The organism is Lacticaseibacillus camelliae DSM 22697 = JCM 13995 (assembly GCF_001436615.1).
GTDB classification, from domain to species: domain Bacteria; phylum Bacillota; class Bacilli; order Lactobacillales; family Lactobacillaceae; genus Lacticaseibacillus; species Lacticaseibacillus camelliae.
This window is the reverse complement of record NZ_AYZJ01000062.1, coordinates 1-22351: the sequence shown is the minus strand read 5'-3', so window position 1 is coordinate 22351 and position 22351 is coordinate 1. Positions and strand designations below refer to the sequence as shown.

General features: G+C 55.2%; 21 protein-coding genes and 3 riboswitches. Of the genes, 4 read left to right on the top strand and 17 right to left on the bottom strand.

From position 1 onward, the window contains the following. Positions 1-287: 287 nt before the first annotated feature. From FC75_RS09390 to FC75_RS09335, 12 genes are all read right to left on the bottom strand, one after another. The gene (locus FC75_RS09390; protein WP_056989733.1) at positions 288-1166 is read right to left on the bottom strand and encodes an aldose 1-epimerase family protein; all 879 of its coding nucleotides are present in this window, start codon (positions 1164-1166) and stop codon (positions 288-290) included. A 140-nt stretch (positions 1167-1306) separates the two neighbouring features. After that, positions 1307-2716: an ATP-dependent protease ATPase subunit HslU gene (gene hslU, locus FC75_RS09385; protein WP_054666287.1), complete on the bottom strand. Its 1410-nt coding sequence runs from the start codon at positions 2714-2716 to the stop codon at positions 1307-1309. Between the two features lie 11 nt (positions 2717-2727). Next, positions 2728-3249, bottom strand: coding sequence for an ATP-dependent protease subunit HslV (hslV, locus tag FC75_RS09380; protein WP_056989732.1), 522 nt, complete (start codon positions 3247-3249; stop codon positions 2728-2730). 119 nt (positions 3250-3368) lie between these two features. After that, the gene (xerC, locus tag FC75_RS09375; RefSeq protein WP_056989731.1) at positions 3369-4262 is read right to left on the bottom strand and encodes a tyrosine recombinase XerC; all 894 of its coding nucleotides are present in this window, start codon (positions 4260-4262) and stop codon (positions 3369-3371) included. A gap of 66 nt (positions 4263-4328) precedes the next feature. Then, positions 4329-5633, bottom strand: a complete 1305-nt coding sequence (gene trmFO, locus FC75_RS09370; protein WP_056989730.1) for a methylenetetrahydrofolate--tRNA-(uracil(54)-C(5))-methyltransferase (FADH(2)-oxidizing) TrmFO — start codon at positions 5631-5633, stop codon at positions 4329-4331. An 81-nt stretch (positions 5634-5714) separates the two neighbouring features. Further along, a complete protein-coding gene (topA, locus tag FC75_RS09365; RefSeq protein WP_054666468.1) occupies positions 5715-7799 on the bottom strand; it encodes a type I DNA topoisomerase in 2085 nt (694 codons plus the stop codon). Between the two features lie 168 nt (positions 7800-7967). Beyond that, positions 7968-8822 carry a DNA-processing protein DprA gene (dprA, locus tag FC75_RS09360; protein WP_082623138.1) on the bottom strand — a complete coding sequence of 285 codons (855 nt, stop codon included), beginning with the start codon at positions 8820-8822 and terminating at the stop codon, positions 7968-7970. A gap of 55 nt (positions 8823-8877) precedes the next feature. After that, on the bottom strand, positions 8878-9633 hold the full coding sequence (locus FC75_RS09355; protein ID WP_056989729.1) for a ribonuclease HII: 756 nt from the start codon (positions 9631-9633) through the stop codon (positions 8878-8880). Next, positions 9617-10477 (bottom strand): ribosome biogenesis GTPase YlqF, encoded by an 861-nt coding sequence (gene ylqF, locus FC75_RS09350; protein WP_056989728.1) that lies wholly within the window; start codon positions 10475-10477, stop codon positions 9617-9619. Before ylqF ends, FC75_RS09355 begins: the two co-directional genes overlap by 17 nt. 113 nt (positions 10478-10590) lie before the next feature. Beyond that, positions 10591-11829: a tyrosine-type recombinase/integrase gene (locus FC75_RS09345; protein ID WP_056989727.1), complete on the bottom strand. Its 1239-nt coding sequence runs from the start codon at positions 11827-11829 to the stop codon at positions 10591-10593. Between the two features lie 76 nt (positions 11830-11905). Next, positions 11906-12154, bottom strand: a complete 249-nt coding sequence (locus FC75_RS09340; RefSeq protein WP_003594420.1) for a hypothetical protein — start codon at positions 12152-12154, stop codon at positions 11906-11908. Positions 12155-12235: 81 nt separating this feature from the next. Next, positions 12236-13480 carry a replication initiation factor domain-containing protein gene (locus FC75_RS09335; RefSeq protein ID WP_080596330.1) on the bottom strand — a complete coding sequence of 415 codons (1245 nt, stop codon included), beginning with the start codon at positions 13478-13480 and terminating at the stop codon, positions 12236-12238. 384 nt (positions 13481-13864) lie between these two features. Here FC75_RS09335 and FC75_RS09330 point away from each other — a divergent pair, with 384 nt between their 5' ends. After that, positions 13865-14410, top strand: a complete 546-nt coding sequence (locus FC75_RS09330; RefSeq protein ID WP_024305598.1) for a helix-turn-helix domain-containing protein — start codon at positions 13865-13867, stop codon at positions 14408-14410. Between the two features lie 181 nt (positions 14411-14591). On the opposite strand, the gene FC75_RS09325 is transcribed toward FC75_RS09330, so the two are convergent. From FC75_RS09325 to FC75_RS09305, 5 genes are all read right to left on the bottom strand, one after another. Continuing rightward, positions 14592-15248, bottom strand: a complete 657-nt coding sequence (locus FC75_RS09325) for a DUF190 domain-containing protein (RefSeq protein ID WP_003594417.1) — start codon at positions 15246-15248, stop codon at positions 14592-14594. A gap of 10 nt (positions 15249-15258) precedes the next feature. After that, on the bottom strand, positions 15259-16101 hold the full coding sequence (locus tag FC75_RS09320; RefSeq protein WP_003594416.1) for a metallophosphoesterase family protein: 843 nt from the start codon (positions 16099-16101) through the stop codon (positions 15259-15261). A 63-nt stretch (positions 16102-16164) separates the two neighbouring features. Further along, positions 16165-16226, bottom strand: a riboswitch (Fluoride riboswitch). Positions 16227-16261: 35 nt separating this feature from the next. Further along, a complete protein-coding gene (locus FC75_RS09315) occupies positions 16262-16831 on the bottom strand; it encodes a DHH family phosphoesterase (protein ID WP_003594415.1) in 570 nt (189 codons plus the stop codon). A gap of 47 nt (positions 16832-16878) precedes the next feature. Further along, a riboswitch (Fluoride riboswitch) is annotated at positions 16879-16938 on the bottom strand. 73 nt (positions 16939-17011) lie between these two features. Then, a complete protein-coding gene (locus tag FC75_RS09310; protein ID WP_003594414.1) occupies positions 17012-17362 on the bottom strand; it encodes a fluoride efflux transporter FluC in 351 nt (116 codons plus the stop codon). Continuing rightward, a complete protein-coding gene (locus tag FC75_RS09305) occupies positions 17356-17754 on the bottom strand; it encodes a fluoride efflux transporter FluC (RefSeq protein WP_003594413.1) in 399 nt (132 codons plus the stop codon). Before FC75_RS09305 ends, FC75_RS09310 begins: the two co-directional genes overlap by 7 nt. Positions 17755-17939: 185 nt before the next feature. Next, positions 17940-18008, top strand: a riboswitch (Fluoride riboswitch). A gap of 50 nt (positions 18009-18058) precedes the next feature. On the opposite strand from FC75_RS09305, the gene eno reads away from it, so the two are divergent. The 3 genes from eno to FC75_RS09290 all read left to right on the top strand — a co-directional run bounded on the left by eno (position 18059) and on the right by FC75_RS09290 (position 22289). Continuing rightward, on the top strand, positions 18059-19345 hold the full coding sequence (eno, locus tag FC75_RS09300; RefSeq protein ID WP_054665239.1) for a phosphopyruvate hydratase: 1287 nt from the start codon (positions 18059-18061) through the stop codon (positions 19343-19345). Positions 19346-19419: 74 nt separating this feature from the next. After that, positions 19420-21693: an HAD-IC family P-type ATPase gene (locus FC75_RS09295; protein ID WP_056989726.1), complete on the top strand. Its 2274-nt coding sequence runs from the start codon at positions 19420-19422 to the stop codon at positions 21691-21693. Positions 21694-21884: 191 nt separating this feature from the next. Continuing rightward, a complete protein-coding gene (locus FC75_RS09290) occupies positions 21885-22289 on the top strand; it encodes a sigma-70 family RNA polymerase sigma factor (RefSeq protein ID WP_024305590.1) in 405 nt (134 codons plus the stop codon). Positions 22290-22351: the final 62 nt, after the last annotated feature.

Genomic DNA, 22351 nt, shown 5'->3' with positions numbered 1-22351 from the left:
TAGACCACTATCAAGGATTCGTTATCATCGTTGCACTTGACTTGAAAATTGAGGGGGTATTTTGTCTCTAATTCTGCAACATCCATGCGCTTTCCTCCGTATCGGTTCCCTACCTTGACCGCTGCTCAATGCCAGAACCAGTCAGCTGGCCGAAAAAAAACAAGCGATGGTCGCGACTACGCGACCACCACTTGTCTGGCGGGGAACTCTATTATTGTGAATTTGGCGTCTCTCTAAATTTACCGTTTTTAATGATAAATCAAATCAGGCGCAGAGACCACAATTTTTTAGAAAATCTCGATCAGGTAGCTGTGATCAAAGGTCGTGATCGGGTCCAGCTTGTTGATGCCGAGCTTCTTAGTGAAGTCACCGGTCGCATCGATAGTGTCGGCAATCCCCCACCACGGCTCCAGGCAGACAAAGTTGCCGGTTTTCGGGTACGGGCTCCAGACGCCCATGAACGGCGCATCGGCCACCGTCAGCATCACGCCGTGGCGCGTCTTATCCGACCGCAGTGAGAACGCCGAGCGGCCGTTCAGCTCGTAAATCACCGCGTCATTCTTAAAAAACTCGTGGTGCAGCTGCAAGTTGGCATCGGTCGAGGCAAGCGTGCGGTGGGCGTAGTCAATGCCCTGGCCAGCCACCAGCGGCACGCGGACCCGCGACTTCAGCGGCTGGAAACCCAGGTAGTAATCCTCGAACTTCGTGTCGTCAGTCAGCGGGACCTGGAAGCCAGGGTGGCCGCCGATACTGAAGTACAGCGGATCCTTGTTGTCCGGGTTTTCCACGTGGTACGTCACGGTCAGGCCGTTGTTCTCCAGCAGGAAGGTCAGCTTGAGCACAAACTTGAACGGGTACATCTTCAGCGTTTCGGCATCGTCGGTCAGGGTGAACACCGCCGCCGTCTTGGACTGCTGCTCGACGGCAAAATCGCGGTCCCGCGCAAAGCCGTGCTGGGTCATGTGGTACGTCTGACCGTTGTAGCGGTACTCATCGTTCTTCAGCGCGCCAACAATGGGAAACAGCACCGGCGCGTGGCGTTTCCAAATACGGGGATCCGCCTGCCAGATATATTCCCGGTCGGTGTTGTTGTTGATGATGCTGGTCACTTCGGCGCCGTGCGGGTCGATCGTGACCGTGAGAAAATCATTGGTCAACGTTACCATTTAACTCATTCCTTTGATAAATATTGATTAGCCATAAAAGTCACTGGCTTTAATTAAACCATGAGAACGCTTCACTTTCAAGCCGAAAGCGCCGCGCAAAAAATGACGCGCCGCCTGGCCCGTCATTTTTTGGTCGTCGGTTACAGAATGTACCGCGTCATGTTCTTATCCGCCGCAATGTCGCCAACCTTATCGTTGACGTACTTCTCGGTGATGGTGATGTCACCCATTTGCATGTCAGGGCCTTCGTACAGGACGTCCTCCAGCAGCTTCTCCAGGATCGTCGCCAGCCGCCGCGCGCCGATGTTGTCGGTGTCGCGGTTGACGTCGATGGCGATCTCGGCGATGCGCTCGATGGCCTCCTTGGTGAAGGTGACCTTGACGCCGTCGGTTTTGATCAGCGCCATGTACTGCTTGACCAGCGCGTTGTCCGGCTCAGTCAGAATGCGGACAAAGTCTTCCTTCGTCAGGTCCTTCAGCTCAACGCGAATCGGGAAGCGCCCTTGCAGCTCGGCGATCAGGTCGGACGGCTTGGCGGTGGCAAACGCGCCGGAGCCGATGAACAGCACGTGCTCGGTGTTCAGCGGCCCGTACTTGGTGTTGACCACAGAGCCTTCAACGATTGGCAAAATGTCGCGCTGCACGCCTTCGCGGGAGACTTCCCCTGAGGTGTTCTTGTTGCCCGCGGCGATCTTGTCGATTTCGTCAATGAAAATGATTCCGTTGTCCTGAGCCGACTTGATGGCATCGTGGTAAATGTCGGCGTGGTTGACCAGCTTGGCGGATTCCTCGCGAATGAAGACTTCGCGCGCTTCACGCACGGTCATGGTGCACTGCACTTTGCGCTTCGGCATCATCTGGCCCATCATGTCGGACAGGTCGATGCCCATGGCGCCCATGGTGTCACTGGCGCCGGCCGGCTTTTTGTCGTCCTCAACGGCCACCGTGATTTCCTTGTCCTCAAGCAGCCCTTTTTCGAGCTGGTCGGCGACGCTCAGACGCTGGTTGCGGATCTCGTCGTTGAGCTCGCCGTCTTCTTCCTTGGGCTGCTGCTGGACGCCCTCGCCGTTTTGCATGTTCTGCAGCATGGTCATCATCTCGGCCATCGGGTTTTGGGTCTTCTTTTCCTTCTTGATGGCTGGAACCAGCAGACGCACCAGGCGCTTGTTGGCCTCGCGGGTCGCACGGCCGCGCACATTCCCGTAGGCCTTGTCCTCTTCCATCTTGACGGCGGTGTCCGCCAGGTCGCGGACCATGGACTCCACGTCGCGGCCGACATAGCCGACCTCGGTGAACTTAGTGGCCTCGACCTTCACGAACGGCGCGTTGACGACCTTCGCCAGCCGGCGGGCGATTTCCGTTTTGCCGACCCCGGTGGGCCCGATCATCAGCAGGTTCTTCGGGGTGATGTCCTGCTGCATTTTCTCCGGCAGCTGCATCCGCCGGTAGCGGTTGTACAAGGCAACGGCGACGGCGCGCTTGGCCTCGTCTTGGCCAATGACGTACTTGTCCAGCGCCGCCACGATTTCTTTAGGTGTTTTAACTGACATAAGCGGCCTCCTTAAAAGCTTTCGACCCGAATGTTCTGGTTGGTGAAAATGTCGATGTTCGAGGCGATCTCAATGGCCTCCTTGGCGATGTCCTCCGCACTCATGTCGGTGTGGCGGATCATCGCCATCGCGGCCGCCTGGGCGTAATTGCCGCCCGAACCGATGGCGATCACGTCAGCGTCTGGTTCAATGACCTCGCCTTGGCCGGAAATCAACAGCAGGTCGTCCTTATCCAGCGCGATCAGCTCGGCCTGCAGCTTTTGCAGCGTCGGGTCCTTGCGCCAGTCCTGGGCCAGCGCAACGGCCGAGCGCCGCAGGTTGCCGGCGTGGCTTTCCAGCTTCTTTTCCAGCCAGTCTTCCAGCGTGATGGCGTCGGCCACACCGCCGGCAAAGCCGATGACGACCTGGTCATTGTAAATGCGGCGGATCTTCTGGGCGTTGCCCTTCATGATCACTTTCTCGCCCAGGGTGACCTGGCCATCCCCGGCGATCGCGGTGTGCCCATTTTTTCTAACGGCTGCGATTGTTGTCATTGTTTAATCTCCTATCTGAGTAAAATGACGTTCTGTCATAATGGTTCCTAGTTTACCGGTCTGCCTGGCGCGAAACATCAGCCCTTCGACTGATTTTAGCACTGTCTGGTCGAGAGTGCTTAATTGTGCCGGGGGTAATACTTCATGTAGTCCTGCTTCAGGTGGTCGGTCGTCATGTGCGTGTAGATCTGCGTGGTGGACAGACTGGCGTGGCCCAGCAGCTCCTGCACCGTGCGCAGGTCGGCGCCGTGGTTCAGCATGTGCGTGGCAAAACTGTGCCGCAGCATGTGGGGATGAATGTCGGCGGTCAGGCTGGTCTGCTTGATCAGCTGGTCGAGAATGTACTCGATGCCGCGCGAGGTGATGGGCTTGCCGCGCTGATTGACGAACACTACATTGGTGGGCTCGGCTTTTTTCATCAGCTGGACCCGGCCGTCCTTGAGGTAACGCTGCAGCGCCCGCTTGGCGTAATTACCGAACGGCACGTAGCGGTCCTTGTTGCCCTTGCCATGAATCAGCATGACTTCCAAGTCGAAATCGATCTGCGGCAGCGTCAGGTTCGCGCACTCGGACACCCGAATGCCGGTGCCGTACAGCACCTCCAGCAGCGCGTCGTTGCGCTGGTCCAGCGGCTTGTCGCCGGCGGTTGTGGTGAACAGTTCTTGAATCTCCTGCTCGTAGAAAAAACTTGGCAGGTGGTTGTGCGACTTCTTGGTTTCGACCAGCTCAAACGGATTGACCGTGGCCTTGCCGACGCGGATCAGGTAGCGGTAAAAGCTGCGCATGCTGCTCATTTTCCGCGCCACCGAACTGCGCGCCAGCTTGCGGTCGGCCAGGTCGGAAAGATAGGTCTCCACGTCCAGCCGGTCGACTTTTTCAAACGTCGAAAAATGCCCACTGGCCTTCAGGCACTGGGTGAAGTCATCCAGGTCCTCGCGGTAGGCGTGCTGCGTGTCCTCGGTGTAATGGCGCTCCACCTTGAGATATTCCATAAACTCCTCGACTTCGTCCATGCGCTCACCTCCTGTCTTCTAGTTTAACGCAAACAGGACCGCCGCTGCCGGCGATCCTGTAAACGGTTAGGCTTGCTGAAGCTGACGCTGCTCAAGCGCCGCCAGCGCCCGGTCCGCGTAGGCCTGATTGCGCTCGATTTTATTCTTGATCGGCGTATCGAGGCTTTCCATGATCCCGAAGTTCGCGTTCATCGGCTGGAAGTGGCGCGGGCTGGTGTGCGTGATGTAATGCGCCATCGCGCCCATTTCCGTATCTGTCGAAAAAGTCTCGGTGGGCTCGCCCAGCGCCAGGTGCGCGGCGTTGATGCCGGCGATCAGGCCGCTGGCCGCCGACTCCACGTAACCTTCCACGCCGGTCATCTGGCCGGCGAAAAACAGGCCAGGGCGCTTGGTGCTTTCATAGGTGTCCTTCAGCACGACCGGCGAGTTCATGTACGTGTTGCGGTGCATGACGCCGTAACGGACGAACTCCGCGTGCTCAAGCCCTGGAATCATGCGAAAGACGCGCTTTTGCTCGCCCCACTTCAGGTGTGTCTGGAACCCGACCATGTTGTACAGGCTGGCGGCCGCGTTGTCTTGGCGCAGCTGCACCACGGCAAACGGCCCTTTGCCCGTGCGCGGATCGATCAGGCCGACCGGCTTGAGCGGGCCGAACAGCAGGGTCCGCCGGCCGCGCTGGGCCATCACTTCGACCGGCATGCAGCCTTCAAACACGGTGAGGTTTTCAAACTCGTGGCCTTCCGCGACCTGCGCGCTCATCAAGGCGTCCTGGAACGCGTAGTACTCGTCGCGGTTCATCGGGCAGTTGTAATACGCGGCCTCGCCGGTGTCGTAGCGCGACTGCTTAAAGGCGATGTCCGTATCAATCGAGCTGGCGTCAACGATCGGCGCGGCGGCGTCGAAAAAGTGCAGCCCGTCCTCGCCGTTCAGCGCGACGATCCGCTTGGCCAGCCCTTCAGCCGTCAGCGGGCCGGTCGCCACCACGGTGATGCCCTCCGGAAAATCATCGACCACCTCGTTGACCACATGGATGTGCGGGTTCGCCTTCAGCGCCGCGGTCACGCCGGCGGAAAAGGGTTCGCGGTCCACGGCCAGCGCGCCGCCGGCCGGCACCGCATTGGCGTCGGCATTTTGCATGATCACCGAGTTCAGCCGCCGCATTTCCTCTTTGAGCAGGCCCACCGCGTTGGTAATCGCGTTGGCGCGCAGCGAGTTGGTGCAGACCAGCTCGGCAAACGCGCTGGTGTGGTGCGCCGGGGTCATTTCGACCGGGCGCATTTCGTACAGGTTCACGTCAACGCCGCGTTGGGCGATCTGCCACGCGGCTTCACTGCCGGCCAGGCCGGCGCCAATCACATTCACAGTGGGCATAAGCATCCTCTTTTCTTTTTTAAAAAACGCCGCAGGGCAGCCCCCGCGGCGTTATCGTGCCCCAGCCTTCGCGCCGCGCGCTTAGGCCTTCACAGTTTCTTCTTTGTAATCATTATTCGGGCAGACCACTTGGACCTTGCCCCGGCTGCGCTTTTCGACTAGGAAGTGGCCGCACTTCGGGCAGTTGCGCCCAACCGGCTTATCCCAAGACACGAAGTCGCAGTCCGGGTAGCGCGAGCAGCCGTAGAACGTCCGGTTGCGCTTGGACTTGCGCTCGACGACCTGACCCTTGCCGCACTTCGGGCAAATCACGCCGATTTCCTTGGTGATGGCCTTGGTGTTGCGGCAGTTCGGGAACCGCGAGCAGGCGTAGAACTTGCCGTAGCGGCCAAGCTTTATGACCATCGGCGCGCCGCAGACATCGCAGTTAAAGCCGGCGGGCTCGTCCTTGATTTGGATCTTCTCGATGCCCTTTTCGGCGGTCGCGACTTCCCGCTTGAACGGCTGGTAGAAGTCATCGATGACCTTGACCCAGTGCGTCTTGCCGGTTTCGATCGAGTCAAGTTCGGACTCAACGGTCGCGGTGAACTTGATGTCGACAATGTCCGGGAAAAACTCGACGATCAGGTTGTTGACGATCTCGCCCAGCTCGGTAGGTTCAAAGCGCTTCGCCGTCATTTTGACGTAGTAGCGCTTCTCAATCGTCGCGATAGTCGGCGCGTAGGTCGACGGCCGCCCGACGCCGTTTTCTTCCAGCGCCTTGACCAGGTTGGCTTCAGAGTAACGGGCCGGCGGCTGGGTGAAATGCTGCGCCGGGTCGGTTTTGACCAGCATGGCCTCGTCGCCCACCTTGAGGTCCGGCAAGAGGTTGTCCTTGGCGGCCTCGTCGCGGCTGGAGACATACAGCTTCGTGAACCCGGCAAACTTGGTCTGACTCCCGTTGGCGCGGAAAGTGGCCTCGTTTTGCTGCAGGGTGACCTGCACCGTGTTGACCACGGACGGCGTCATTTCGCTGGCAACAAACCGGCTCCAGATCAGCCGGTACAGCTTCATCTGATCCTTGTCCAGGATCTTGCTGAGGCTTTCCGGCGTGCGGTAAGTGGACGACGGGCGAATGGCTTCATGGGCGTCCTGGGCGCCTTCCTGCATCTTGCCCTGGCGAATCTTAACCGCGGCGTACGGCTCGCCGTATTTTTCGTGGATAAACTTCGACGTTTCCGTCTTGGCGACGCTGGAGACACGGGTCGAATCGGTACGCATGTAGGTGATCAGACCGACCGTGCCTTGCTTGCCGCCGAGATTGATGCCTTCGTACAGCTGCTGGGCCAGCATCATCGTTTTGCGGGTCGGGAAGCCGAGCTTCCGGTTGGCTTCCTGCTGCATGGAACTGGTGGTAAACGGCGGCGCCGGGAACCGCTTGCGCTCTTTCTTCACCACATTGGTGATGGCAAACGGCTTCTTCTTGTCGATGCCGCGCAGGACGTCCTGCACTTTGTCGTTGTTTGGCAGCGGCGTCTTCTTGCCGTTCAGCCCGTAAAAGCTGGCGGCAAACTTAGCGCTTTTGCCCTTCTTGAACTCGGCGTCCAAGCTCCAGTACTCTTCCGGCTTGAAGTTGCGGATCTCGTTTTCGCGATCGATGATCAGCTTCAAGGCAACGGACTGCACACGGCCGGCACTCAGACCCTTTTTGACCTTCGACCAGAGCAGCGGGCTGATGGAATAGCCCACGATGCGGTCGAGAATACGGCGGGCCTGCTGGGCGTCGACCAGGTTCATGTCGATTGACCGCGGGCTCTTGAACGCGTTTTTAACGGTATCCTTGGTGATTTCGTTGAAGACAACCCGGTTCTTGTCCTTCGGGTCAAGGTTCAGGATGTGGCTGACGTGCCACGCAATGGCTTCCCCTTCACGGTCCGGATCGGCTGCAAGGTAGATGTGCTCGGCCTTGTTGGCGGCCTTCTTCAGGTCCTTGATGACGTCGCCTTTCCCACGGATAGAAATGTACTTGGGTGCATAATTATTGTCAAAATCGATCCCCATCTGGCTTTTCGGCAGGTCGCGAATGTGACCCAGACTGGCCACGACCTTGTAATTGCGACCGAGGTACTTCTCGATGGTTTTTGCTTTCGCTGGCGATTCCACAATGACCAAATTCTTGGCGGTCATGTGCGCCCCCCTTTCGTTGAGCAGTTGCCCAAAATCCTTGGCTATCATATTCGAGCCGGAGCGGCTTTGTCAAATGGAACTGGCAGAGCCCGGGCCACTGCAACTACGCAAAAGGGCTACTGGTCGCCCACTAGCCCACTGCGAGTTTCTTCTATATATATTGCTCGTTCACGGAAAAAAGTGCAACTCATCCGCAATATCCTGGCCGGTCGTGACCAGTTTGGCCCCGGCCTGGATCAGTAGATTGGACCCTTCTCCGGTCGGCGCGTCGATGCGGTTGGGCAGCGCGAGCACCTCACGATTGTTCTGCAAGGCGTAGTTGGCCGTGATCAGGCTGCCGCTGTGCGCCGCGGCCTCCGTCACCAGCACGCCATGCGCCAAGCCGGCAATGATGCGGTTGCGCGCGACGAACTGGAACTTCTGCGGCTGGGTGCCTGGCGGATACTCGCTAAGCACCAGGCCGTTCTCGGCGATGAGCTGTTGCAGCTGATGGTGGACCGGCGGGTACGTGACGTCCAAACCCGTGGCAATTACTGCCACTGTGGGCCAGCCTTTGCTAAGCGCAAAGCGGTGCGCCATGCCATCAGCGCCGGCGGCCAGCCCGCTCAGGATCACCAGCGGCGGCAGCGTCTCACCCAGCCGGCGCAGCGCCGTTTCCGTGTAGCTGGTGGCCCGGCGCGCCCCGACCACCGCCAGCGTCATGTTGTCGAGCAGGTCAATGCGGCCGCGGTAAAACAGCACTAACGGCGGCTGATTGCTTTCCGCTAGGCGCTCCGGGTAAGTCGGGTCAAAGCGCGTGACAAACAGGCCAGTGCGGCAATACTGGCGCACCGTGGCCAGCCACGCCGCATCTTCGGCGTAGGGCCGTATCTCCTGAAGCGGTCGCCAGTTGCTCAGTTCGGTCACCGGGTTGTCCGCGGTCAGCCCGCGGCGGGTGATTTCGTCCCACAGGCGTTGTTCCGTTTGCCAGCTTTTCGTGTACAGCGCCCAGTGCCACAGCAGCATCAGTTCTCGCAGCTTCATTCGCATTCCCGCCTTTCAGGAGTAGATTACGAAAAAAGCCTGCGGAATCCGCAGACTAGCGAGAGGCAGCTTCGCGCACCGGGCTGAAGCTCATGCGGTGAATCTCGGTCACGCCGTAGCGGTCGAGCCCTTCCAGGTGCTTTTTGGTGCCGTAGCCCATGTTGTCCTTAAAATCGTAGCCAGGGTAAATGCCGTCGTACATGACCATCAGGCGGTCCCGCACGACCTTTGCGACGATGCTGGCCGCGCCGATGGAAATGCTGTTGGCATCCCCGTGGATCAACTTCCGCTGCGGCACCGCGCTGGGCACGTGCATCGCGTCGACCAGCAGGAAATCCGGCGTCACGCGCAGGTGTGCCACCGCGTCGCCCATTGCCAGTTCCGTGGCGTGATAAATGTTTTCGCGGTCGATCATGTGGTTGTCGGCAACACCAATGCTGACGGCCAACGCCTGGCTGACAATCAGCGGGTACAGGTGCTCGCGCTCGTGGCGCGTCAGCTGCTTGGAATCGTTCACCGGCAGCTGACAGTCGTGACGCAAAATCACGGCGCAGGTGACCACCGGCCCGGCCAGCGGCCCGCGCCCGACCTCGTCGATTCCCGCGATATGCGGAAACTTCGGCCACAGCTCATGCTCGTAGCGAGAGCGATACTGCAAATCCAGCGCCTCAGCCTCGGCCGTGGCCTGCCGGCGCTGGTACCAGTCCAGCAGGTTTTGTGCCCCGACACGCGAGTCGGCGGCCAGCGTCTCCAGCAGCTCGTCGGTCGGATGCACAATCAGCTGCTTTTTTAACTCACTCAGCGTGGCCATCGAGATCACCTGGCTCTTCCAGCGTGAACGCGCCAAATTTTCCTTGGCGCGCATCAAAAATCACGCGCTCGGCGGCCCGGTTGTACTCCTCGCCGTAACCCCACTTCTGACTAAGCGTCACCATTAGGTCGGCGGGCTTTTGCGCCATGTCGTCGTCATTCAGCCCGTACGCCTTGCGCAGCGCCTGCGGATACGCCTGCTGGAAAAAGGTCAGCCCGTACAGGCCGACACTGTCGGACTGATAAACCGTGTCAGCAATGGCGCCGGTCAGCGCGAGCTTGTTGCCCACAGTCTCGTCCTCAAACTTCGGCCAAAGAATCCCCGGCGTGTCGAGAACCTGGAATGTGTCGTCCGCGGTGAGCCACTGTTGGTTCTTGGTGACGCCAGGCCGATTGCCCGTCACGGCGATGTTCTTCTTCACCAGACGGTTCAGCACTGTCGACTTGCCAACGTTGGGGATGCCGATGCACATCGCGCGCAGCCCCGGATTGCGAATGCCGCGGGACTTCTGCTTTTCTAGCTTGGCCTTCATCATCTGCCGTGCCAGCTGCGGAATCTGCTGCAACCGCTTGGCGTGCTGGGCGTCGATGGCAATGGCCTCATAGCCCTGCTTCCGATAGTAAGCCAGCCACTCGGCCGTTTTCTGTGAGTCCGCCAGGTCCTTCTTGTTCAGGACCATAATGCGCGGCTTTTGCCCGACGATTTGGTTCATCATCGGGTTTCGACTGGCCTCTGGGACCCGCGCGTCGACGACCTCAAGCACGAGATCGACCAGTTTTAATTTTTCTTGAACCTGATTGCGGGCCTTGGCCATGTGGCCAGGGAACCATTGAATTTGTGCCATTGTTTGTAACTCCTTTAGTACCAAGGGTTTGAGGCCCTTGGGTTGTCATTTTTTCGTAAACGTGGGCAAAACGTGGGCAGCATCGTTAAATTCCCAAACACTACCGTTCAACTTCACCCGATTTTTTCAATGAACCGCGTGATGGCTTCCACCGACTTGTCTTGATTTTCATCAAGAGTATGCGTGTAGCCATCCGTAGTTTCGGCTCGAACATGCCCGACCCGCTTCTGCACTTCTTTGAGTGAAATCGTCGGGTCATCGCGCAGCACGGAAATGTGAATGTGGCGGAAGCCGTGAGGAATCGCGTTCTTCGTCCATTCAAAGCCATACCATTCTTGGCAGTGCTTCGTCAACGACTTGTTGATTCGCGTTAGAATCTCACGAAAGCTGTGCGAGGTGATTGGTGAGCCGTACTCCGTCCTAAACAGCGACTTGGAAGCATGAAAGGCGTCCGCCGGAAAGTCGGCCATGTGTTCGTCGAATGCCTTGTTACGCGCAATGACACGCTTTACGGCATCAATGGCAAAGCCCGGCAGTTCTTCGACACGTTCACCAGCTTCGGTCTTAGTGGTGTCTTCGTAATACTCATCAACGCGCAGGTCGTGATATTGCAAGGACTTGTCGATTGTTACCAGCCGGTTCTCGAAATCAATGTCAGCTTCCGTCAATGCGGCCGCTTCACCGATCCGACAGCCCGTCCCAATCATGAATAGCGCCAGATCGTAGTAGGTCTGATGCCGTCGCTTGCGCAATTCTGCCAACAAGGCGTGAACTTCGTGCTCGTCAAGAAACTTCGCTTCGCGGCGCAGTCGCTTTTCGCGCTTCTCCTTTGAACTGGCAGAGAGTTTGATCACACGCGTTGGTGAGAACGGAATCGCGTTGTGCAGAACGCCATAGTCGAAGATTTTGTTGAGCGAGCACTTGATATGCTGCATCGTCGAATGGGTCGAGTGATACTTCTTCTTGTAGTCATTCAACAGGTTCTGAATTAGCAGTGGTGTAATCACTTCTAGTAAGACGTCATCTGCCATTAGCTCCGCTATTCGTTTCAGCACCATTTTCTCACGCGTGACGGTTGGCGGCTTGACCGTGGTTTGCCAAGTTTCCAACCATTTTGCTTTCAGCTCACCGAATGTAACCATCGCGGCGCCGTTGAAGGCACCTTGTTTCTCCGCAATCAGCTCCTCAATCTTTGCAGCTAAGTAGCGTTCGGCCTGCTTACGGGCGCGCGCCGTGTTCGTGGTGAACTTGACGACTTCCCGTTTTGCTTTGCCAGTCAGCGGATCAACATAGCGATCCACTGCATAATACGTTGACTTACCGTTCTTGCGTTTTCTTTCTTCAAAATACATGTTTTATCCTTTCCGGGTAAGGAAAAGGGCAAAACTGAATCTCTATTAGCAGATTCTATTTTAACATCCAAACCCATTATTTTCTGCGCAATTTTGAATAGCCATGTGTCTTCCAGTACAAAAAGTCGTCGAATACCTCGAAATTGATGAAGACGAGCTTGTGCGTTGGGTTCAAGACGCCATCCCGCCACAGATTGTTGTCACGCATCTCACATAGCCAACGATTGAGCGTGTATTTGTTTAAGCCGTCGTATCGGCTCAAAACGGCTTCCTTATTGCCCCATTCAGCATCACTGTCCGAGACTGGATTGTATTTGATTTTCATTCATTACCTCACTTGTTGTGTCTAGCATCTGTGTGAGATAATCAGCACAGATAGGACCCATATCTTATCTGTGAAGGGTGACTACTTGCTTTGGTCGGCGTGGTCATCCTTTTTTGATTGCTCACTTTCAGGTGTCATTGCTTCAAACAATCCGTTCTCAAGTTGATCTGCGCCAACTGTGTTCTGTTCGATGATTCGCAGATGCTTGTCTTTTAAGGGTGCTTCACGAATAGACTGCATCGTCTTCTGGTTTCCCCAGTATGCGTCAATTTCATGGAGCACTCGTTGCATTGGCGCAACCTGCGTGTCCACCCATGCCCGCGTACGGTTGAGATCGAACGGTTCTGGGGCAGTCGTCAAGCGCAGCGGCTGGCGATCATGACCGACAAATCGTTGCCAATTCTTGTTGAGCGGCCAATCCAACCGCGGCTTGCCTTTTTGAGCATCGACGAAGCGGAGGTAACGTTTGATAATGCCAAATATCGTGCGTTCTTCATCACGATAGCAAAGGAGATCATCAACAGCCTTTTCCGCTCGGGTGTTCTTCAAACGAATTTCAAAACGGTTATAGATGTTGGTTGTCAGACCTTTCTTATGCTGCTCTGGCCCTTTCTCGTAAAGGCAGAAGTACAATTCACTCTTGGTGGACCCAATGTATAACGTAGTGCCAGTTTCATCGTCGAATTCTTCGTCGTCTTCATGATAGATGTGGCCAGATACCGTGCCTTGGTACTCACGCATGACGGTGATACACTCGTTGGCCTGAATTTTATGAATCAGGTTTGGAATATCCAACATATTGACCATATCGTTAACTGCTAGATCCAGCCGTTTCATCACGCCTTTCATATCCAGACACTGATTAAGAAAGTCATACCAGGTGTCACCTCGGCCTAACAGAACGCTTTCCATTTGGCGGCAGCCTTGACCGCGTAATTCTAGCAACGTGCCTAATTCCTTGTGGCCTGGATCAGAGCCGTAGACTTTGATCTGACCCAGCGAGCGGGTGAACTGATAACCAAACGCCGCGCGATCTTCCGACAGAATACAATCCGTTTGCAAACGTAAGAGGTCATCGACGATTTTGTCCATATCCTGTGTCGGAAACCGAATCCGTACATAATCAATTAGCAGTTGCAGTTCCGGCTCATCGGTCCAATTATTGAGCGTTTTATCAATGTACATTTGTAAGCCGCTACTACACGCTTCGCCATTTTCGATGCGACTAAGGTGGCGTTGTGTGATACCAAGCCGGTGACATAGCTGTACCTGTGTCAGATTCAATTCTTTACGGCGCCGCCGTACTGAATCACTCCAGTAACCCAAATTGTCTACCTCCTAATCTTGTTACCACTGGACATCAGCTTGAATTGTCCAGTCGGTAAGTTCTGTGTCGTATCAACGTTTCTACCCGGAAATCAGGTAGATAGGTGTCATTTACGACCCCCCTGTTAGTACATGGGGGTCTAGGCGGCCGGCTACGCCGACCGCCGCCGCTCACGCTTGCGGCTTTCGCGCTGCACGCCGCGCGTGGCGGCGTGGCCTTCTCCTTTCATCACTAATCGTATTAACCATCTATACGTTACTGCAATGATACCAAGGCTTTTAACCGATTTCCTTAGCTTTTTCATAGCTACAAAACTTTCAATTATAGCTGCTGAACTTGTCGTATGATTGATTATCTGGTAACCTGATGGTGAGGTGATCAACATGACAGAAGTACAATATTTTGGCCCAAATTTAAAACGGCTCCGCCTTCAAAGTGGTATGTCACAATCAGAACTTGGCGCCGCTTTGGACACGCCAGTCAATGGACAGGCTATTTCAAACTGGGAACGCGAGATGAATCATCCTACTTATGAGAACTTGATTGGTATCGCTAAGTTCTTTAACGTCATGCCGTCAGAGTTGTTGCGGACAGAAAAAGAAGCCGCGGTTGGAGAAACCACGGCCGTTCTTGATCGAATCGATGAATATATGCCAAAGGTCGCGGAGATTCGCAGAGTGATGCACATGATGGGGGACTTCTCACCACGACAGTTAGACGGACTAGCTGAGCAACTCAATGAGATTATGCACTACTTTCGCCCTTACACACCAGTTGATGAGGACGGTGTGCCAGATACCGATCAGAATGGGCGAACAATTACAAAGCAATCAAAGTATCGGGATCTACCAATTAAGGAAATCCATCAAACGTACCAAGAGTTAAAGGCTATCCAGTCATACAAGGATGATAAGCAAAATCTGAATTGATAAATTCACATCTAAAACAATACCCGGCACAACCTTTACGCTGAAACTCGCGTAGTAGGCTGTGCCGGGTATTGGCATTGTTTTGGCTTTGTATCGACATTGCAATGCAGACCTTCTGAATGACTAAATAAGGTAGATACCGAAGGTAAACCCTAAAATGGCAACCTTGGTAAGTAGTCCGCTAGTAGGGCCCGTTGACTAACGCCACCGGCACCGTAAACAACAAGCCATCTTCCGACAAAGGTTTGAACGTCGCCAACACCGCCTGCAGGCTCGCACGATCCACCACCGTTTCAATGACGATTGGCAAGTGTGAGCTCTTATGCGCTGCGGTTTCTTCGTGCACATGGCGGCCGTCGTCATATCCTGCGATACCGCGGGTGACACTGACCCAGCGCACGTGCATCGCTTGCAAATGCGCCACGATCTTGGTGTAGTGGTCTGGGGCAAAGTGCTTATTGTCTTCTCGGGTAAATAACTTCACGTCATAGTATGCTGCGGTATCGTCCATCTCAATGTCACTCCCTGTCTGTCCTTGAACTGTCGTAATCTGACCGCGATCGTCAACGAGCTGCGTCAATTCAGCCAAAATTGCCTGCAAGTTGTCGCCGCTTTGCACCGTTTCGATGATCACCGGCAAGTCGTTGCCGCGTCTTGGCTTGCGTAGGCTTTGGCGCATCTCGTTATACTTGTTGACGCCCATGATCGTGCGGCGGATCGTGCCGTCGACGATCCCACGCTGCCAGAAATATGCGAAGATCTGCTTCACCAGTTCTTGATGGGTCAGCGTCTGCATGACCTCATCAGTCACCACCCGAATCAAAGTTGCTTCTGTCATCGTTCTCCTCCTACCACGCGTCAGCGGCAATCAAGGCTTGGGCTTTGGCGCCGTAATTATGGGTCATATTTTCTGCGGTCACATCAACGGTACTGTAGCCGAATGCACCGGTGGTCAACGTCCGCGTATACAGCGCCGCATAGGGAAGCTGTTCACGGGTGACTAACCTTAGCTCCTGATCAACGTCGTACGGGAGCACACGGAGCGTCCAGCTGCTGAAACGGCCGGCATCAATAGTCAACAAGCCATACTGGGCGCGCCCAGCGGCTAACTGCGGTTGCAGTGACGTCGCTAAGCCGACGCTACCGGGGTTCATGATGTAGCGGCCATCAGTAGTTTGACGCATCAGCGGCTGGTGGGTGTGGCCATACAGCGCAATGTCTGCGTCACTGCCGGCCAGCAACGCATCGAAGTTCTGTTGCTTAGCCACAGGTTCTGCTTGATGACCACGGCTGGTGGTCGGCGTTGCGTGAAATATGCTCAACTTCACGCCATCGATCACTAATTCTTGATGTAGCGGCCGACTAGCCAACCAACGAAACTGTGTCGCGGTGAGATGCTCGCGGTCAAAAGCCGACGTGATGATCGCCACGACTGCTTTTTGGTTCTTCTCAAACGTCACGAACCGGTGGTGCAACAGGCTAGCATAAACTTCTTCGTGGTTGCCGATCACCCACGCCAGCGGTTGGAGTACTTGAAGTGCCTGCACACACGCTGCTGGCTCTGGGCCACGGTTGCCAATGTCGCCCAACACCATGTAATCGGTGGCGTGTTGTTCGTGTGCGTCTTGCAGCACAGCTTGCAGGGCACTGTAATTACCGTGTACGTCGGCGATCACTGCGATCTTATGCATCTACTCACCTCCCGGGTCAGAAAGAAAAAACGTCTGCCTCATTACCCTGCAACAGCACAGGGTATTAAGACAGACGTCATCAACAATTAGCTTGTATTAGGGTGAACGTCATCACCATTTCACTTGTTCACCGTCAATATAACATCGTTGCGGACAGAGTTCAAGCGCTTACCCATGCACTAACCCGATCAGCTAATAAGTGACGATCACGCTGTATTCGATCAGCCAAATAAGCCGCAGCCACCTGGTCTTTTTCAGTTGTCGCATCAGTTGTGAGCTGACTGGTATCGCACCAAATTCCCGTCAGCAAAAGCCCTGCTGACAAAGGCGAAAGCATCACGCCACGCTCTTGATAGAGTTCGGTGAGTATCGTGTTGACACTGGCCACAGGTTCGAGACGAATGTATACCGGATGACTAGCACGAAAACCACTCATCCGATGATTATCCACGACCGCTACAACGTTGGCTTCACTAATGTCTGGAGCACTCACTGCCAAGTCGTTATGGCCGACCATCACCACACCGCCCGCGGCCCCAGCAACTGCCTTGACCACTATTGGCGGTGCCACTCCCCAGAATTTCACGATGTCCCGCATGACCGGTGACAGCCGCGTATAAGCACTTGGCGCAGCGTCTTTTCCTAATGCGGAGGCCAGACGCGCGGCGTTGATGACGGCAATGTCAATTCCTACAGTTGATTGCCGCGGGCCGATTGTTAAAATCTCCATTTTATCGTCTCCTTCTCGAAAAAAGACACCTAGCCCGGACTAAATGCCCGAAACTAGGTGTCATTAGTTGAATAACGGTTATGGCGAACACCTTCGCCTATCATGTTCGATGCCAATATAACACCATTATCCATGATTGTCTATAGGTGTCATTATCGAGTAAGTAAGTACTGCCTTATCTCACCACAGGCTACCCAGCCACACACCGATGGTCAGGGTGACTATCCCGGCTCCCGTCGTGCCAAAATAATACCAAACAAACGCACGGTAACGCCGGTTGCGCAATAAGATAAACGCATCAGTCATGAATGTTGAAAAAGTCGTGTACCCACCACACACACCGGTCAAAAGTAGCAGTGACCACGCTTGCGGCAGTGCGCACATCGCCAAAAATCCCGCTAAGAAGGCACCACTAGCATTGATCACAAGCGTCGCCAGCGGCACCCCAGGCCACCAGTTCTTGCCTAGCTGCGTCAGCACATACCGCATCACGGCGCCGACCCCGGCACCTAAAGCTACTAACATCACCATGTCTGTCGCCGCCTTCCCCAGGCCTCGGCGCATAAATAGCCGCCAAACGCCGCGCCTAAACCAACAAGCAGCTCAAGCAAGAAGATCCCGATCGCATACACCGGCGATTCGCCAACGTGTTTGTAGAGGTTCAGCACCATCGTCGAAAATGTCGTGAACGCGCCGACAAAACCAGTCCCTAACGCCAAAATCAGCCAGCTCGGCAAGTCGATGTACACCGCTAGACCGTATGTGACAAACGCCAGTATGAAGCTGCCCACCAGATTCACCGCCGTGGTGCCGAACATCGTGTCGGCATCATTGAGCCACAAGCTGATTCCCCAACGGGCGACCCCACCGAAGCAGCCGCCGATGAACACCGCTAAAATATCTTGGTATCGCAATCGCTGCATTGAACTTCCCCCTAAAACACGGCTACCAAAATACTGGCAGCCGTGTGGTTACACTCATTAAAATTTAATATAACGCCTAGCATTATAGCAAAACGTACAGCTGTAAGACAAGTCCGCCTTTTGCACGAAAATTTGTCGGTCTGGCTTGCGCAAAATTTCGTAAGGGAGTATGCTTTGGGTGTTAAAAGTTAATCGGCGATGACGTTCGCCACTAAAACTAATTGGTAAATCAATTTGATGACGTCTACTGCACAGATTTTGCGTGCAGTAGACGCCATCTTTTTTTACCGGAAGGAGCACAATTATGTCAGTAGTGATTGAATCTGTGAAGGCGCGCGAGATCTTCGATTCCCGCGGCACCCCAACTGTTGAGGCCGATGTTATTCTGTCGGACGGTACGCTCGGCCGCGCGGAGGTACCATCTGGTGCATCGACCGGCGAAAAAGAAGCCGTCGAGTTGCGCGACGGCGGCGACCGGCTCCAAGGCAAAGGCGTCTCAAAGGCCGTGGCCAACGTCAATACCGAGATCAACAAGGCTTTGCACGGTGCCGACCCCTTCAACCAAGCCCACATCGACCAGCTGATGATCGACTTAGACGGCACACCTAACAAAGCACGCCTAGGGGCTAACGCGATCTTAGGGGTGTCAATGGCCACTGCCCGTGCAGCAGCCAACGCCTTGCACACACCGCTGTATCGCTACCTCGGCGGCACCGACTTGGAGCTGCCACAAACGTTCCACAACGTGATCAACGGTGGTGAGCACGCCGACAACGGCATCGATATTCAGGAATTTATGATCACTCCAGTCGATCGTTCCAGCTTCCGTGATGGCTTCGAGAAAATCGTCAACACCTACCACACCTTGAAGAAGGTGATCGAAGAAGCCGGCTACACCACAGGCCTCGGCGATGAAGGGGGCTTTGCGCCTGACCTCAAGAACTCCGAAGACGCCTTGCAGATGCTGCATGACGCCATCATCAAGGCAGGCTACACGCCTGGCAAGGAAATCGCCATCGCCTTTGACGCGGCGGCATCATACTTCTACAACCGCGATACCAAGAACTATGACTTTGAAGGCAAAACCTACACGCCTGCCGAATTAGGCGAATACTACATTCACCTGCTGGACAAGTTCCCAGAGATCATCTCCATCGAAGATCCTTATGGGGAAGAAGACTGGGGCCACTTCGCTGACTTCACCAAGAAGTACGGCGACCGCGTGCAACTCGTCGCAGACGATCCAGTCTGCACTAACCCCGCCTTGATCAAAGACGCCATCAAACAAGGCATGGCCAACAGTATCTTGATCAAGCTTAACCAGATTGGCACGGTCACCGAAACGCTGGAAGCAATCCGCTTAGCACGCAAGAACGGCTACACTACCATGATGTCTCACCGTTCTGGTGAAACCGGCGACACCTTTGTCGCTGACTTTACCGTCGCCACAAACGCTGCGCAACTCAAGTCCGGCGCCCCGGCCCGTTCCGAGCGTGTGGAGAAATACAACCAACTGTTGAGGATTGAAGAAGAACTCGGCGCTGACGGCACGCGCCTAGCCCACTTCCCAGATTCGGTCGACTTCGACTAATTAGCATTGATCCAGCGGCCGAGCACGAATATGTGCGCGGCCGTTTGTTATCTTGCAGAAAGCTGGTGTCTACTATGACCGAAAAAAACGATTTAAACGGCCTCGCCCAAGCCGAAGCTGACCGGCGACTGGCCCGTGATGGCTTCAACGAAGTGGCCGAACCCCCCTTCAACTTTGCCACGGCCATTATCACTCGGCTGTGGGAGCCTAGCGCGTGGATACTCGAAGCGGCGCTGATCATTGAAATCGTGTTAGGCAAGGGCATCCAAGCCGGGTTCATCGTGCTAATGTTGCTCTTTGCCGCGGTCAATGGTGCAATTCAATCTCGCCGCGCCAACACGGTCTTACGCAGCCTATCACATGACTTATCGCCGACCACCGCGGTCAGCCGCGACGGCAAGTGGAAACAGGTGTCAGCCAAGCACTTGGTCGTTGACGACCTCATCAGCCTACGCCAAGGGGACATTATCCCCGCCGACGTGCGTCTACTGACGGACACGCTGGAAGTCAACGAAAGCAGTATCACAGGCGAAGCCAAGGCCGTCAACCGCACCCCTGGTGATACGGCCTATGCCGGCACCGAAGTCCTCTCCGGCAATGCCTTAGCAATCGTCACCGCCACCGGTGCTAATAGCCGCAGCGGCAAAACAATCAGCCTGATCAACCAAAGCTCGGCGCCGGGCCATTTGCAAAAGCTATTGGGTAAAATCATCGGCTATCTGGCAGCACTCGATGCGGTGTTGGCCGTGCTATTGATCATCGTGGCCATTGTCCGCCATGAAGACTTGGTCGCCATGCTACCGTTTCTGGCAATGCTGTTCATCGCAACGATCCCAATCGCCATGCCATCGAGTTTTGCCGTTGCTAACTCGGTCGAAGCCAAGGTCCTGAGCACCAAGCACGTCTTAGTTTCCGACCTCACCGGGATTCAGGAAGCTGCCAATATGAATGTGCTACTCGTGGATAAAACCGGCACGATTACTGCCAACAAACCCGCTGTGGTGGCCTTCTACAACTGGTCAACGCTCCCAGACGCCGATGTGACCCAACTAGCGATCAGTGCAGCGGATACGCGCAATGCCAGCGTGATCGACGCGGCGCTATTCAACTATGCTCAAGCACACAACATTAAGGCCTGGCCTCAGCATGAATTCACGCCGTTCACCTCCGGTATCGGCTACTCCCAAGCCACCGTGGTCACCGATAGCGCTACCGTCAACGTGAAACTCGGGGCATTGAAAAAATTGGCGACACTGGCCACCAACCACCCAGACTTATCGGCGGTCAACTTCGCCGAAGGCCGTACGGCAGCCGTGGTCGTTGATTCACAACTAATAGGCTTGTTCGTCCTCCAAGACCAACCTCGGGCAGATTCCGCAACTGCCATCAAGGCTCTGCAGGCACGCGGCGTCAAAGTGATCATGCTGACTGGCGATAATCAAAAAACTGCCGCCGCGATTGCCCAAGCAGTTGGGCTAAACGGTGAGGTGCGCTCGTACACCGAGGTTAATGTCGGGACCAAAATTGCAGACCTCGCAGGCATCGCCGACGTGACCCCAGAAGACAAATTGGCGATGGCCAAGCGTTTACAAGGTGAAGGCTGTGTGGTCGGTATGACCGGCGACGGGGTCAACGACGCCCCCGCCTTGAAACAAGCCGACGTTGGTATCGCCGTTGACAGTGCCGTTGACCTCGCCAAGCGCTCGGCGCGCATGGTCTTGCTAGCAGACGGCCTGACCCCGATCATCGAGATCCTAGATGCCGGCCACCGCGTCTATCAACGCATGATGACCTGGACGATCACCAAGCTTTCACGCACAGCGGAGCTGACACTCCTGCTGACATTAGGTTATCTGATTCTCCACTTCATTCCGCTGACCTTAAACGCGATGATCCTGGTCGCGATCCTGAATGATTGTGTGACCCTTGTGCTCGGCACTGACCGCACGACGATCACCCACCAGCCAGAAAGCTGGAACCTGGCCAAACTTAGTAAGATTGCTGGCATCTTGGCCATAGGCTGGTCAGCGGTCGGCTACGGTTGGCTGACTTGGTTGCAACGGCTTGGTCTAACGACTGGACAAGTCAGCACCGGCCTTTACATCTATCTGATTTTTAGCGCGATGCAGACGATCCTGATGACCCGCACTCAAAAGCCGTTTTGGGCTAGCAGACCCAGTCGTGCCGTGGCAGTAGCGATCGGCTGCAACTGTATATTGACGCTGGTTCTGGCACTGACTGGCTGGGGGATTGCCGCAATCAGCCCGGCCTTGATTGGCTTGGCAATCGTGATCACTTTATTAACGGGCATTGTGCTGACAGCGATTCGATTTGCGGCACACATCTAGCGAACTCTCACCAGATTCACACCGCTCCTGAACCCATTGGCCAATGTATATTGGCTGATGGGTTTTTGCCTTCCTACGATATTAGTTACCTAATTTAAATTTAACGTTTTGGTTTCACCGCCATGTTCAACCTCGGCCTGTGACCTGCGTAAGTGTAACTAATTATCTGTCAATCTAAGGAGGCTGTATTCATGAGCCGCGAACGTGAGGTCTCTCGAATGTTCATCAGATACATGCAACAAGTCCTTCGTAACGAACGAATTAACCTCTATCGTAAACACTTTAAAGACCTCAAAGAAACGCCACTTGAGGAACGGTTGTTGGAAGAAATCGCCGATCCTGGACATTCCGAAGACTTTCTTTTAACTGATGACGAGGTTGAACATCTCGAAACCTTCATCGAAAATGAGCATCTTGCAGCGGCCATTGCGACCCTTTCAACTGCTGATAAGACGGTGTTGTATCAGTATTACTATTCTGAACTTAACGCTGTGGAAATCGGAAACCGCACCGGCAAAACTAGCCAGGGGGTGAACAAGAGGCGACGACAAGCACTAGCACGAATCAAGAAGGTATACAGAAATATATATAGATAGCTCGCACTGAAGGCGGCCATCGGAATTTACCACCTCTGCCAAACTTTTTACCACCTTCTGCC